We start from the raw sequence: 14,894 nt of genomic DNA on the forward strand, positions 1-14,894 counted from the left end.
AATTTATATACAATTTTTCTTTTACTATTGCATAAAAATACAATATTTGATACAGTGCGAGGCATAATGGAGGTTTTTCGATGATTGTAATGAAGTTTGGTGGCAGTTCTGTTGCCAATGCTGAACGGATTCGGTATGTAGCAGGTATCGTGAAATCCCAAATCGATCAGAAACCGGTATTAGTGCTTTCTGCAATGGGGGATACAACCGATCATCTTCTCGAAGCGGCGGATCAGGCATTACAAGGATCTGTATCTATTGCAAAAATTGAAAACCTCCATAAACAGACCATTAAAGATTTGAACCTTGATACTGCAGTTGTCGGGGAAGTAGATGCCCTGCTTTCGGAACTGAAGAGTCTTCTCGTGGGTATTTCCCTCATCAAGGAACTCACCAACCGGACCAAAGATTATCTCGTATCCTTCGGAGAGCGGCTTTCCATACGGATTGCAGCAGCCTATTTCCGTTCAGAAGGTATCAAGGCGCAGGCCCTCGATGCATGGGATGCGGGCTTTCGTTCCGATGCCAACTACAGCCAGGCTGAGGTTCTGCCTGAAGCCTGGGAGAGTATTGCAAGGAATCTTACCCCCCTCGTGGAATCTGGGGCCTTGCCCATTGTTACCGGTTTTATTGCCAAGGATCCTCAGGGGAACATAACCACCCTGGGCCGGGGCGGATCGGATCTGACCGCCACCATTATCGGTTCCGCCTGCAAAGCCCAGGAAGTGCAAGTGTGGAAGGATGTGGATGGAATCCTCACCGCAGACCCCCGGCTGGTGAAAACTGCCCGTCCCGTAGAGATGGTCACCTATGAAGAAGCGGCAGAACTTGCGTATTTTGGTGCCCAGGTTCTGCATCCTCGGTCCATGCAACCCTGCATTGCTACTGGAACCACCGTCAGGGTAAAGAACTCCTATAATCCTCAAGCCAAAGGGACAAGAATTGTGGCAAAGCTCGATGGCAATGCTGGGCCTGTCCGGGCAATTACATCCAAGAAAAACGTAACCCTGGTAGATATTGTTTCGAGCCGTATGCTGGGCCAATACGGCTTTTTAGCTGGGGTGTTTCAGGCCTTTTCGGTCCATAAAATTTCAGTTGATATGGTAGCCACCAGTGAAGTCTCTATTTCTCTTACCCTCGATGCTGCCCATGACCTTCTAGCCCTGAAAGGGGATCTCGAAAAGATTGCCAACGTAACGATCAAGGAAAAAAAGGCAATTATCACCATCATTGGAGATATCAGACGATCTTCTGAAATCCTGGAACGGGCATTCGGGGTTTGCAGTTCCCTGGGGATCCAGGTTCAGATGATATCCCAGGGAGCCAGTAAGGTGAATATCAGTTTTATTGTGAATGACACAGAGGCCTCCCAGGTTGTTCAGGGCCTGCATAAAGCCTTTTTTGAAGCCTAAGCGGAGGAAGGAACTATGAATATTGCCCTCGTCGGGTACGGAAAAATGGGACATATGATCGAAGCCGCCGCCCTGGAACGACAGCATCGCATCGTTGCCTATGTGGACCCTGTTGCTTTTGTTGCCGGTGGTTCAGATCAGGGCTTCGCATCGGTCCGGGAAATGCTTGCATCGGGTATTCAGGTTGATGTGGCTATAGAGTTTACCCGGCCTGATACGGCGGTTCCCAACATAACAGAGTTGGTAAAAGCCCGTATCCCTGTGGTGGTTGGCACTACGGGCTGGTATGCAGCCTTGCCGGAAATTACCAAGCTTGTTAACGAAGAAAAGGCTGCGCTCCTCTGGTCCAGTAACTTTTCTATCGGAGTCCAGCTCTTTTTCAGAATCGCCAGCTACGCGGCGAAACTTTTTAATGAGTATGAGGAGTATGATGTGGGTGGGTTCGAAGCCCACCATAATAAAAAGGCCGATAGTCCCTCGGGAACCGCAAAAACCCTGGTAGAGCGGGTGCTTAAGGAATTGAATCGGAAAATAACACCGGTCTATGACACCCTGGATCGTCCCCCTAGCCCTGAGGAACTGCATTTCCCCAGTCTTCGTATGGGGTCCGTTCCGGGAACCCACAGTCTCTTTTTCGATTCCACCGCCGATACCATCGAACTGACCCATACCGCCAGAAGCCGGGAGGGTTTTGCCCGCGGTGCGGTACGGGCTGCTGAGTGGCTTATTAGATGCACCGGTCCTGAAGGCCCCGGAAATCTCAAACGGGAAGGGGTCTTTACCATGGATGATGTGCTGGCCCATATCTCTTAAAACGTAATGGAGTACCTAGTATGATGCAATTACAGGGGGCTTTTACGGCCCTGATTACCCCCATGCATGGGGATGGGACAGTAGATTATGAAGGATTTCGCAGTCTCATACGGTTTCAGTTGGAAAAGGGTATTCACGGTCTTGTGCCTCTGGGCACCACCGGTGAGACTCCAACCCTAGAACGGGATGAACAGGATCGGCTTATCGAAATCGCCGTACAGGAAGCGAAGGGCCGGGTGCCTGTTATCGTCGGGGTTGGGTCCAATGCTACGGCTAAAACAATCGAGAATGCCAAACGGGCTCGGGCTCTTGGTGCCGATGGAATCCTGGTGGTAACCCCCTATTATAACAAGCCCACCAACGAGGGGATTTATAGACATTTTTCTGCCATAGCGGACGCTACGGATGCACCCATCCTTATTTATAATATTGCCTCAAGGACGGGCAAAAATATTGATGTGCAAACCATGGAGCGGCTTTCCCGAATACCCACTGTAATCGGTGTAAAGGAGGCTTCAGGCGATTTGGCACAGATGGGAGACATTATCCAGATGGTGGCTCAGCCGCGGCGGGCAGAAGGCAAGCCCTTCGCAGTCCTTTCTGGGGATGATGCCTTTACCCTTGCCCTCTGCGCCTTGGGTGGGGATGGGGTAGTATCTGTAGTGTCTAACCTGGTCCCGGATCGGGTGAGTAGTCTTGCAAAAGCCTGCCTGGCTGGCAACTTTGCTAAGGCTCGGGAGCTGCATTATAGCCTGCTTCCCCTCTTTAAGGGAGCCTTTATTGAGACGAACCCCATACCTATAAAGACTGCTATGGGCTGGGCTGGACTGCCTGCAGGGCCCTGCAGGCTGCCCCTCTGTGACCTTGAGGCGGCTAATATACCAAAGCTTAAATCCGCATTGGCTGCAGCGGACATTGCGGTCCGCTAGCACGAATAGTACAAGATAAGGAGCAACAGATTATGCAGAAGATACCCGTAGGTGTTCTTGGAGCTACCGGTATGGTAGGCCAGCAGTATATAGCCCTCCTGGCGGACCACCCCTGGTTTGAGGTCCGCTATGTGGCCGCGTCTCCCCGCAGTGCGGGCAAACCCTATGCAGAAGCCGTAGCCGGCCGCTGGCACTTAAGCCGTAGCTATGGAAAGGGCGTCGGGGACCTTATGGTGGCGGATGCCAATGATGTGCAGTCTGCCCTGGCAGCCTTTAAGAAAGGAGACTGTGCTTTCGTGTTCTCAGCCCTGGAAATGGCTAAAGATGAAATTAAGGCTCTGGAAGAGGCGTATGCTGCAGCAGGAATACCTGTAGTTTCTAATGCTTCCGCGCACCGCTGGACGCCGGATGTTCCCATGCTTATTGCTGAAATCAATCCCCATCATGCGGATATCATTCCTCAGCAACGGGAACAGCGGGGCTGGGACAAGGGCTTTATTGTGGTAAAGCCCAATTGCTCCATCCAGAGCTATATGACCCCCATTTGGGCCCTGATGCAGAAAGGATATGAAATCCGGAGGATGTTTGTGACCACCCTGCAGGCCGTATCCGGTGCGGGCTACCCAGGGGTCCCGAGCCTTGATATGATTGATAACATTGTCCCCTATATTGGCGGGGAAGAAGAAAAATCCGAACAGGAGCCCCTCAAAATTCTGGGATCTGTTCAGGGCGGAACCATCGTGAATGCCCCAGGCCCCCTTGTATCTGCCCACTGTAACCGGGTCCCGGTGGTGGATGGCCACACCGCCTGTGTAAGCCTAGAGTTCGGCGACAAAAAGCCCTCTATCGAGGAAGTAAAGGCTATCTGGGCACAATTCCGGGCCCTGCCCCAGGAACTGAAGCTTCCCTTTGCTCCGGAACAACCGATTATAGTCCGGGAAGAAGCCGATCGGCCCCAGCCGCGGAAGGACCGGGATGCGGACAAAGCGATGGCTGTTACGGTAGGCCGCATCCGGCCCTGCAAGCTCTTTGATCTTCGTTTTGTGGGGCTTTCCCACAATACGGTTCGTGGAGCTGCTGGAGGGGGTATCCTCAATGCGGAGCTTCTCAAAGCCAGGGGATATCTGTAAGATTGCATTATGAACAATAAAACCTTTCCACTTACTGCTGAACAGCTCAGAAAGCTTGTGGCAACCTATCCAACGCCCTTTTATATCTATGATGAAAGGGCGATTCGTGAAAATGCCCGGAACATAAAAAAGGCCTTTGCTATTTTACCGGGCTTTTTTGAACATTTTGCTGTTAAGGCCCTGCCAAATCCCTTTATTTTAAAGATTCTCAAGGATGAAGGCTTCGGTGCAGACTGTTCAAGCCTGCCTGAATTGCTGCTGTCTGAACAGGCGGGTATCAGGGGGGAAGCAATTATGTTCACCTCCAATGATACCCCCGCCCATGAGTACCAGGAGGCGAAACAGATGGGGGCCATCATCAATCTGGATGATTATACCCATATCGATTTTCTTGAATCTGTCGCCGGAATTCCGGAACTCATTTCCTGCCGTTATAACCCGGGGCCGCTTAAGGAGGGTAATGCCATCATCGGCAAGCCTGAGGAAGCCAAATATGGTTTTACCCGGGATCAGCTCTTTAAAGGCTACCAGCGGCTCAGAGAAAAGGGTGCCCGGCGTTTTGCCCTCCATACCATGGTCGCTTCCAACGAGCTCAATATTGAATATCATATAGAAACGGCTCGAATTCTCTTTGAATTGGCGGTGGAGCTCTATCAGAAGCTGGGTATTCGCCTTGAGTTTGTCAATCTTGGAGGCGGCGCGGGGATTCCCTACCGGCTTGATCAGCAGGCTATCGATTATGATGCGCTTACCCGGGGTATAAGAAGGGCCTATGATGCCATTATCGTGCCTGCCGGACTGGATCCCCTGGGGATACACCTCGAATGGGGCCGGATCATCACGGGGCCCTATGGGTGGCTCGTAAGTACCGCCATCCACGAAAAGCATATCTACCGGGACTATATCGGTCTCGATGCCACCATGGCGGACCTGATGCGGCCCGGCATGTATGGGGCCTATCATCACATCACGGTGGCTGGCAAGGAATCGGCGCCTCTTACGGAAACCTATGATGTGGTAGGCAGCCTCTGCGAAAATAACGATAAATTTGCGGTCCAGCGGAAATTACCCCGGATAGAACGGGGCGACCTGGTGATTATTCACGATGCAGGTGCCCACGGCCGGGCTATGGGCTTTAACTATAACGGCAAACTCCGGGCGGGAGAACTGCTGCTGCGGAGCGATGGCTCGGTGGTACCAATCCGCCGCCGTGAAACCGTCGAAGATTATTTTGCCACCCTGGACTTTACTGCCCTTTCTCAGTTTTCATCGGCTGAACCATCTTAGAGGAGTTAAGCATGCTGGCACGTAATGAGGCACTGGCGAATCTGAAAGCGGGGTATCTCTTCCCCGAAATTGCAAAACGGCGTCGGGAATTTCTTGCGAAGCACCCGGAAGCAAAGATCATCAGTCTGGGTATCGGGAATACGACCGAACCCATCACGCCCCATATTGATGCAGGGCTGGTCGAGGGGGCCCGGCGGCTCGCCACCAGGGAAGGCTACAGCGGCTATGGGGATGAGCAGGGTATGACTGCTCTGCGGGAGAAGATTGCCCAGGTTTTCTATAATTCCTTAGAGGGCTGTAGGCTCATAGCCGCTGACGAGGTTTTTATATCCGATGGAGCCAAGTGTGACATTGGCCGGCTTCAGCTGCTCTTTGGTCGATCGGTGCCGGTGTCTGTCCAGGACCCTTCCTATCCCGTCTATGTGGATGGCTCGGTCCTCATTGGAGCCGCCGGGCCCTGGAACGGTACGGGCTACCAGGGTATCCACTATCTGCCCTGTACCGCAGAGAATAACTATTTCCCCGATTTAGATAGGCTTCCCAAAAACGGGCTTGTATATTTCTGTTCTCCCAATAATCCCACCGGTGCGGTTGCTAGCCGTGAACAGCTTACTGCCCTAGTAAAGGCTGTTCAAAAATCGGGATCTATCCTTATTTTCGATGCGGCTTATGCGGAATACATCCGGTCCCCCGAACTGCCTAAGAGTATTTTCCAGATTCCCGGAGCGGAAACCTGCGCCATTGAAGTAAATTCCTTTTCCAAGCCTATAGGATTTACCGGGGTACGGCTGGGTTGGACCATCGTTCCGAAGACCCTTGTGTATGAGGGCGGCGAAAGCGTGAATGCGGACTGGAACCGCATTTGTACCACCGTCTTTAATGGGGCTTCCAATATAGCTCAATACGGCGGCTTGGCTGCTCTGGACCCGGAAGGCTTACAGGAGATGCGACAGCTCACCGATTACTACTTGGAGAATGCCCGGCATATCCGAAGTACCCTGCAAAAGTTGAGAATTGCCTGTGTTGGAGGGGATAATGCGCCCTATATATGGGCCCATTTCCCCGGCCGTACAAGTTGGGATGTATTTGAAACCATCCTGGAAACCTGCTGGGTGGTAACCACCCCCGGCTCAGGTTTTGGGCCTGCAGGGGAGTCTTTTATACGATTCTCTGCCTTCGGCCACCGGGAAGATATTGTCGAAGCCTGTACAAGGCTTGAGCGATTGGCAAAGTAGCCTTATTTTTAGTATAGTAACCCCGTTCTGCTCCCCAAAAAAAATTCAGGGGGGGGGTAGTAGAGCAGTGTGTTGGACTTGTCCGAATAAGCTTAAAAAATTGCGGACATATTAAAAGCTACACATCCGACAGGCTCATAGGGGTTATTTTTTATGGACGGAATACGAATTCTCATTACTGGCGGCACCTTTGATAAACATTATGATGAACTTAAGGGCGTTTTAACCTTTAAAAACAGTCATCTCCCTGACATTATCAAACAGGTTCGTATAACGGTTCCGGTGGAGCTGGAAATACTGCAGCTAGTGGACAGCCTGGAAATGGGCGATCAGGACCGGCAGAACATTCTTGCAGCCTGTAGAAAAACTCCTGAAGATAGGATTGTTATTACCCATGGTACGGACCGGATGGTCGATACCGCTAAAGTTCTCGGACCTGCCAGCCTTAATAAAACCATCGTACTTACCGGAGCCATGATTCCCTATTCGGTTGCAGGGAGTGACTCTCTTTTTAATCTGGGGTGCGCCTTTACGGCGGTGCAACTGCTCTCACCAGGAGTATATATTACCATGAATGGCCGAGTTTTTCCCTGGGACAAGGTACGGAAAAATTACGAAAAGGGTGTTTTTGAAGGCCTTTAGCTTGTTTCTTATTATTTGGCTATATTTGTTTCCTCTAAGCGCTGCGAGGTTTTTTTCTCTGTTTCTGTGGGTTCCTGTAAATTTTGTACCTCTGCCTACGGTGAGCCCACCTGTCAAGACCATTATAAAGAAAAAATAAGGTGGATAGAGTATGGGGGCTCAAGCAGTGAGAGCCTCCTCTAATGGTAGGGTAGATCTAAATGCCTGAGCATAGATTTCATCTGGTGTAGCATAGTCCAACGATTGATGGTACCGTTTACTGTTGTAAAAAGTTACATAGGTTTTTAGTCCCTCCTTGAGTTCAGTCATGGTTTGATAGTCTTTGATATAAATATCTTCATACTTGATGGTACGCCAGACCCGTTCCATGTAAATATTATCAAGAGCTCGATTTTTGCTATCCATACTGATACGAATGCCATACGATTCAAGGACTGAAATAAACGCTTCGCTAGTAAACTGACTCCCCTGATCCGTATTGAAGATAGCCGGGATTCCCCACTGTTTGATTGATTCTTCAAGGGAAGCTACACAAAAGTCCGTATCCATGGTATTTGAGACCTTCCAGGACAATATCTTACGAGAATACAGGTCGAGTATGACCACCAGGTACACAAAGCCTTTACCGAGCTTAATGTAGGTGATATCCGTCGCCCAGACCTGGTTAGGAATCCAAAGCACCATGTTTTTAAGCAGATAGGGGTACTTTTTATGCCCTTTAGAGCGAATACTGGTCCGTTTTTTGGGATATATGGCCCGTAAACCAGCTTTATGCATGATACGACGCACCTGTTTCCGTGTTACCCCCATATCTGCTAAGGCACGAGCTATTTTGCGATACCCATAAAACGGGTGAACTTTGAGCTCTTCCAGGATGGCATTCAAAATGGCAAGGTCTCTATCTTCGTCCTTTTCTACGGCCTTGTAGTAATAACTTGCTCGAGTTATTCCCAGTATTCGGCATTGCTCTCGTATCGATAAGTCTGGATAGTCCGGTTCTATAGCGGCGGTTCGGTCCCGTATAATTGTTTGTACTTTTTTTTTAAGAATTCGTTCTCTATCTGGAGCTTACCGATTTGTTTATACAGTTCATCCTGTTTCTGCTCCAGCTCGTGCCGTTCCGTATCCTTCCCTGGCTTTTCAAAGAGCACTTCAGCTCCTTCAAGAAGCTGTTTCTTCCAGAGGGTCACCATGTTTGGATGAACCTCATAAAGAGCTGCTAGTTCCTGGACCGTTTTATCACCGCGAAGGGCTTCGAGAGCCACCTTCGCTTTAAATGCCTTATCGTATCGTTTCCTCATGTTGGTAGTTTCCTCCTGTTAGGCAGGTTATTTCTGTACTCCTACCACCTTATTTTTACATTTTTTTTGGCCCAGTTTCCAGGGCTCATTATAGCCTCCTGTCCAGTTTCAACTTGCTCTACTAAGGGTGTTGGTTTTCGTTTGGGTAAACGAAGGGTATCTATTGTAGCTGTTAAACCAAGGGTTGCTTCATATAAAATGGTAGTGTCATCGGGACTTTTTAAATTACCAACTCCCCAAGCATAAAGGGGAGCCTTACCACCGCCAGTGATTTTAAAATTATCAGAGAATTTAAAACTGGCATCAAGGCCAATCATGAAAGCCGCAAGCTCATCGTTACTCGTAGTTACGTCTATATACGATCGTTTTAGTGATTGATATCCAAGGGTTATTGTTGCTGTGTATGGTATATATTTTTTAAATACCTCAGTAACCCAATCATAGTTAGTTACTGTATCAACTACAGTTAGATCGGTATTTTTTTTATAGGTAAAGGTTTTTGTTGATACTTTAAAACTGGTGAGTGTGTTAGGTCCCCAAAGACCTATGGCTAATTCGTTACGTTGTTGCACATAATCACCTGGGAGGTTGATGCCAGCTCCTATAGTGGTATCTGAACGAAAACTACCATAGATGATTCCTGGAATTGTCATTGTCAGTGTGGTACTAAGCCCGGAAGTAATCATCGAAGAGGAAGAATTAAAGAGTCCAAAAAAAGGCCCTACAGTAATTTTGGCATAACCTGTATCATAGGCTATGGTTGTGTACAGGCTGTTCCTCAGAATAGGGTCATGATTGAATAGGACAGTAAAATTGGTATTTTCTGCAATTTTCTGATCTAATTGGGCTATTCCATAGAATGATAGGTTTTCACTAAAAGCTTGATTCCCATCACTTAAGGCAGTAGTTCTGCTTGTATCGAAGGCGATATTCCCTAAAGAACCATATAAACTGATATCAATGCCAGAAACTGTTACACCCACCCCTGCTAGTAACAAACCTATAAATAAATATCGTATATTCTGTTTCATATCAATATGCCGTCCGTACACCAATAAAAATATCTGCCATTTCAAAAGGTTCGTTATAATTAAATGGATCAAGACGAATCTTCATATCCCAGCGGATTCCCTCGGTAATAATACTCAGCAATGGGGATATTCGTACATCTAACGTTCTATTTGTAGATTCGGATCGAATATTAATGGTGTTTTCGAGGCCACCCTGAAGACGATGTTTCAGTATATCGCCGAAAAGTAATTTAATATTTATATCTGTTGCTCCCCGTTCTTCAGGATTAACCAACTGGAGGTATCGTAGAGGATGATAAAAAAGGGTTATATGGAGTGCGAAAAGTCCGATTGAAAGCCGTGGTTCAAATAAAAAGAAAAGATTATCGATTTTAAATGCCGTACCTCCCTCCCATCCAGGAATGCCCACCTGTGCCATAAAATCTGCCCCAGTACCAGTCGTAAAATAGGTAAGCATACCACCCCGATACATACCATAGGTTCCATAGGGTGTGGTTGCACCCACGAAGGCTTCAAATTTAACATATTGACTATTCACTAATAGTCGCAGATCCCCAGAGTAACGTCCCGATTCTGGAATACCGGTGCTCTCATCAATAAATGCGCTATCCTGATAGAGATATAACATGGGTATTATCTGTTTCCATGGAAGAAATGAAAGATGAAATCCAGTTCCTATAGCTTGATGAATACCGTTATATTGATATGTTGGATTACCACCTATGCCTTGTGGAAAATAGGAAAACCCTTTAAATTCTGTTGTTATGGGAACACTTCCAAATACATGAGGAAAATCTTCTCCTGAACAAAAGGTGTCAGAAAAACCGATGAAATAGCTGATTTCTAGAGGTAACTCAAAGGGCTGGCGTGCGGTAACCTGGGCTAATTTGAACTGAAGTGCTGCAAGATTGTTGAATCGGTCAACAAGAGCGTTATATTCTTCTTCAGTCGGTGTCGTCGTTATGGGCTCTACTTGTGTCCTGCCATAACCGAGGGCTCGTTCTAGGTTTTGAGAAGAGAAGGAAAGTCGCAGTAATCCACCGTATTTATAACCGCCTGAAAGCGCAATATCTGCTTGAGCAATTGAAGAAAGTGTAAAAATTCCATTTTCTACAGTGCCTGTACTGGCCATCTCTAAAGAAGGAACGGTTAGTTCAGCGGAAAATGCATAGAGCTCAGTAAATAGCAACAATATAATGACTAGGACATAATTTTTTCTGAAGCTCATATAACGCTCCTTGTAACAATTTTATCATGTTATTACACAACTTACAACAAATAAGCCTTGACGTAAGACGATTTGTGTATAAACATTATCAATGTCATGAGTGATTATTTAGACCCCAACAATGAAGAACTTTTAAAAGACTTTTTTAGTGAAGCCCAGATGCAAGTTGAAGTACTGGAGCAAAATATTCTGGTGCTCGAAAATGAAGGTCATAATCGTGATGCGGTAGATGAGATTTTCCGGGCAGCCCATACCCTTAAAGGTGGTGCTGCTACGGTGGAAATGCATGAACTGTCATCATTTACCCACCTTGTTGAAGATGTGCTCGATGCAATCCGATCCGATCTGGTTCAGATTAATGAGGATGTAATTGATGTATTACTCCTTGCGATAGATATTATTAAGGAAATGCTCGATGCACGTATGAAGGGATCGGTCTTCGGTGGGGATAGTTCCGGGATTGAACAGCGACTTTCTGCGTTGCTTCCTGAGGGTGGACGGAAGGGGAAACAGGCTGGGAAAGCCCCTTCTCAAGTAAAAACAGCTGCAGCTTCTGTTCATCTAGAAGCCCCAACAGCTGCACCTTCTGGTCTGAAAACGAGCAAGCACTCCTTGACAGAATATGACATTCTAGAGATGCGTCAAGCTGCTCCGGACGGTACCACCATTTATCGGATTGCGGTGACCTTTAATGAGGATAACGTCATGAATACCGTAGGCGGTATTCAGGTATTTGCTGCTCTAAAGGGGGTTAGCACAGTCCTCAGAACTGTACCTGACTTTGAACAGCTTTATGAAGATGTTTTTCATCCCGTGGTAGAGTATTATGTTGCTAGTACCCACAGTCTGGATGATCTCTACAAAATTGTATCAATTCCAGATGTAACATTAAGTGCAGAAATTGATGAACTCGGAAGTGGTGGTACCGCAAGCAGCCAATTAAAGCCTTCAGGAGCTATGAATTCTAAGCCAGCGATTGCTGAAACCCACATCCAGTCAGAAGCAAAATCTGTCGCTCAATCGTCTGCGTCTGTACCAGAAGCAAAAGAATCGATCCATCAGGACGAATCTAAGGGTGGGGATCAGGAAGCAGAAGCTAAACGGGCTGGAAAAGATGTCGGTTCAATTCTACGGGTAGATTCCAAACGAATCGACAATCTGCTGAATCTTGTATCTGAAACGGTTATTACCAAGGCAACCTTTAATCAGATTTCCAACCAGTTCGGCGAACTCATGACTCAATTACAAGGTACCGAAACACTATATCGGGAAAAAATGAAAGAGCTTTTTGATCGTCTGCCTGAATATCTTGAAGGCATCCAAAATGGGCGGACGGTTAAAGAAATCCGAAAAGAAATTACTGAACGGTATGGGGATCTTTTCACCCTCTTTGATCCCATCGAGACAGGTCTTAAGGTTAATATTGGTAAATATCGATCAACTGCCCAGAATTTAGGTCGTATCACCGGGGAATTGCAGGAAGGGGTCATGCGGATCCGGATGGTGCCTATTAGCCAGATCTTTAACCGGTTTCCCCGTTTAGTTCGGGATCTTTCCAAGAGTCTTAATAAAAAGGTTAATCTTGTTATTGAAGGTGAAGAAACTGAACTTGATAAATCGGTTATCGAAGATCTTCTGGATCCAATCATGCACTCGGTCCGCAATTGTATAGACCATGGAATTGAAGCTCCAGAGGTTCGCCTTAGCTCAGGAAAAAGTGAAACCGGCACGGTGCTCCTCAAAGCCAGCAATGAAGGCAATATGATCATCATCGAAATTGCCGATGATGGCAAGGGTATTGATGTTGAGGCTGTTCGTGCAAAGGCAATTGAACGAGGATTAATCCATCCAAATAAAGAATTAACCGATGTAGAAGCCTTTAATCTGATATTTGAACCTGGTTTTTCGACCGCCAAGGAAATTACCAATATTTCTGGTCGAGGGGTTGGGCTGGATGTGGTCCGCCGGCAGGTAGAGAAGCTCAATGGTACTGTTACAGTCAGTTCAGAACGTGGAAAGGGAACACGATTTACCATCAAACTACCCTTAACCCTCGCTATTATTCAGGGGCTTTTGGTACGGGTCGGTAGTGAAATTTATTCCATACCGATAACCTCAGTTATCGAAAGTCATCGAATTAGACCTTCAGAAATTAAAATGATCGATAACTATGAGGTGTTTAATATCCGAAATGATGTCATTTCCTTACTGCGTCTCAATAGGCTCTTTGGAATTAAGACTGACGAACAACGGGAATATTACTTTGTGGTTATTGTCGGTACGGCAGAGAAAAAAATGGGGCTCATGGTAGACAGTCTCATCGGTGAAGAAGATGTGGTTATTAAACCGTTGCGGGATCAGTTTACCAACTCGCCTGGTATTGCAGGAGCTTCAATTTTGGGTGATGGTTCCGTTTCGCTTATTATCGATGTCAGCCAACTTCTGGAATTAGGCTTACGGAAAGAACTAGAAGAACGGCGCCGTCGGGAAGCATCGGTTCGATAGATGGGGATGAATATGCAAACACAAGAGCAAAACTTGCAACAGGAAGTTCATGATGAAAATGGTCATAGAGAAACAGCAAGGGCTGAAAAAGTCACCATAGTAGATTTTAAAATGGTAACCTTTTCTCTGGCTGGTAAAGACTATGGTGTTGACATCATGAATGTTAAAGAGATTGCTAAGGCCAGCAAATTTACCTATGTTCCTAATGCGGCTCCATTTTTACGAGGGGTCTATAATCTGCGGGGAGAAATCATTCCTGTTATAGATTTCCGCATCTTTTTTCATCTGCCAGCAGAACGAAAAAGCGAAGATGCATTGGAAAATCTTCTCATTTTGCGGTTAGAAGACCATGTGTATGGCGTTATTGTAGATAGTATCGATAAGGTTGTTGGTATCCAGTCCAGTACCATTCAACCACCCCATCCGATTTTTGGGGATATCAATATTAAATACATTCATGGTGTAGTGGAAAATCAGGGCAGACTTTACATCATCCTTGATGTGAACCGTATCTTTGAGCAAAAAGAAGAAGAAAAGCCTCGCCTTATTTCTGAAACAGCGAGCGGTACCTTTTTTGCTGCCCAGACAGCAGCTCTGCAAAAGGAGACTGTTTCTAGTTCATCAAAAGCTTCAGCTTCTGAGCTTGAGTTTATTAAGGAAACCCTTTTTGCGCTTAAACATTTTGCAACAACCGCGCTGAATGCAACATGGGTTGAAGAACGTTTTGAGGAATGGAGACAGATACGAAATAATAAGGAATTACAGCTTAAAAATATTGAAGATGCGGAAGAATATCTCGCTACCTTTTACTCTCCTTGTAATGGCAGCCTTTGGGATGAGACCTATGCTGAACAGATACTGTCTACCTTGCCCGATCTTCCCTCCAAAACTGTAACCGTGTGGAATCCTGGCTGTGGAAAGGGCTATGAGAGCTACTCACTAGCCTGCATTCTGAAAAGGCGTTATAAGGATGCCCGTATAAAAATCTGGGCCAGTGACAATGATCTGTTGGCGGTGTCTTCTGCACCCAATATGGTCTTTGAGATAGAAGCGGTTCCCAGTATGTATCATGAATATCTCGTGAAGGGCCGGTATGGCTATTCTTTTAACCAGGAAATTAAAGATGCTATTCTTTTTGAATATCATGATATGAAAAACGTTAATCCATTTACAGATTTAGATATGATTATGGCTCGGGATGTGCTGTCGTTCCAAAGTCCGGAAGAACAGGCAAAAATTGTGAATGATTTTAGTGAAAAGCTCAAAACAAAAGGTCTTGTGCTGGTAGGACAGCATGAGATGCTCGCTGAAGATGAATGGACCCGGCTTGGTACGGATCCAGTATCCCTGTATATGTTGAATAGCTAAAGGAAGGAGAAAC

At 46.7% G+C, this 14,894-nt stretch carries 13 protein-coding genes; 9 read left to right on the forward strand and 4 right to left on the reverse strand.

The window, feature by feature from the left end; genetic code table 11:
• Positions 1-80 precede the first annotated feature (80 nt).
• The 7 genes from SPICA_RS04800 to SPICA_RS04830 all read left to right on the forward strand — a co-directional run bounded on the left by SPICA_RS04800 (position 81) and on the right by SPICA_RS04830 (position 7,448).
• The gene (locus SPICA_RS04800) at positions 81-1,412 is read left to right on the forward strand and encodes an aspartate kinase (RefSeq protein WP_013968408.1); all 1,332 of its coding nucleotides are present in this window, start codon (positions 81-83) and stop codon (positions 1,410-1,412) included.
• A gap of 15 nt (positions 1,413-1,427) precedes the next feature.
• Complete coding sequence (gene dapB, locus SPICA_RS04805; RefSeq protein WP_013968409.1) at positions 1,428-2,225, forward strand: 4-hydroxy-tetrahydrodipicolinate reductase; 798 nt, start codon at positions 1,428-1,430, stop codon at positions 2,223-2,225.
• A gap of 20 nt (positions 2,226-2,245) precedes the next feature.
• Positions 2,246-3,154, forward strand: coding sequence for a 4-hydroxy-tetrahydrodipicolinate synthase (gene dapA, locus SPICA_RS04810; RefSeq protein WP_013968410.1), 909 nt, complete (start codon positions 2,246-2,248; stop codon positions 3,152-3,154).
• A 32-nt stretch (positions 3,155-3,186) separates the two neighbouring features.
• The gene (asd, locus tag SPICA_RS04815) at positions 3,187-4,284 is read left to right on the forward strand and encodes an aspartate-semialdehyde dehydrogenase (RefSeq protein WP_013968411.1); all 1,098 of its coding nucleotides are present in this window, start codon (positions 3,187-3,189) and stop codon (positions 4,282-4,284) included.
• 9 nt (positions 4,285-4,293) lie between these two features.
• A complete protein-coding gene (locus SPICA_RS04820) occupies positions 4,294-5,571 on the forward strand; it encodes a diaminopimelate decarboxylase (protein ID WP_013968412.1) in 1,278 nt (425 codons plus the stop codon).
• A gap of 11 nt (positions 5,572-5,582) precedes the next feature.
• On the forward strand, positions 5,583-6,806 hold the full coding sequence (locus SPICA_RS04825) for an LL-diaminopimelate aminotransferase (RefSeq protein ID WP_013968413.1): 1,224 nt from the start codon (positions 5,583-5,585) through the stop codon (positions 6,804-6,806).
• Between the two features lie 153 nt (positions 6,807-6,959).
• Entirely contained in the window at positions 6,960-7,448 is a 489-nt protein-coding gene (locus SPICA_RS04830) for an asparaginase domain-containing protein (protein WP_013968414.1), read from the forward strand.
• A gap of 159 nt (positions 7,449-7,607) precedes the next feature.
• On the opposite strand, the gene SPICA_RS04835 is transcribed toward SPICA_RS04830, so the two are convergent.
• Genes SPICA_RS04835 through SPICA_RS04850 form a run of 4 tightly spaced genes read right to left on the reverse strand, consistent with a single transcriptional unit; the run spans position 7,608 to position 11,008 of the window.
• Entirely contained in the window at positions 7,608-8,498 is an 891-nt protein-coding gene (locus SPICA_RS04835) for an IS3 family transposase (protein WP_156789628.1), read from the reverse strand.
• Positions 8,447-8,749: a transposase gene (locus tag SPICA_RS04840; protein ID WP_013968416.1), complete on the reverse strand. Its 303-nt coding sequence runs from the start codon at positions 8,747-8,749 to the stop codon at positions 8,447-8,449. The genes SPICA_RS04835 and SPICA_RS04840 overlap by 52 nt, the downstream gene beginning before the upstream one ends.
• Before the next feature lie 41 nt (positions 8,750-8,790).
• On the reverse strand, positions 8,791-9,780 hold the full coding sequence (locus SPICA_RS04845) for a hypothetical protein (protein ID WP_013968417.1): 990 nt from the start codon (positions 9,778-9,780) through the stop codon (positions 8,791-8,793).
• Position 9,781: 1 nt separating this feature from the next.
• A complete protein-coding gene (locus tag SPICA_RS04850; RefSeq protein ID WP_013968418.1) occupies positions 9,782-11,008 on the reverse strand; it encodes a hypothetical protein in 1,227 nt (408 codons plus the stop codon).
• A gap of 96 nt (positions 11,009-11,104) precedes the next feature.
• Here SPICA_RS04850 and SPICA_RS04855 point away from each other — a divergent pair, with 96 nt between their 5' ends.
• Both SPICA_RS04855 and SPICA_RS04860 read left to right on the forward strand, forming a co-directional pair.
• Positions 11,105-13,513: a chemotaxis protein CheW gene (locus tag SPICA_RS04855; protein ID WP_013968419.1), complete on the forward strand. Its 2,409-nt coding sequence runs from the start codon at positions 11,105-11,107 to the stop codon at positions 13,511-13,513.
• A gap of 12 nt (positions 13,514-13,525) precedes the next feature.
• Complete coding sequence (locus SPICA_RS04860) at positions 13,526-14,881, forward strand: CheR family methyltransferase (protein ID WP_013968420.1); 1,356 nt, start codon at positions 13,526-13,528, stop codon at positions 14,879-14,881.
• Positions 14,882-14,894 lie beyond the last annotated feature (13 nt).

Source organism: Gracilinema caldarium DSM 7334 (genome assembly GCF_000219725.1).
GTDB lineage: Bacteria > Spirochaetota > Spirochaetia > Treponematales > Breznakiellaceae > Gracilinema > Gracilinema caldarium.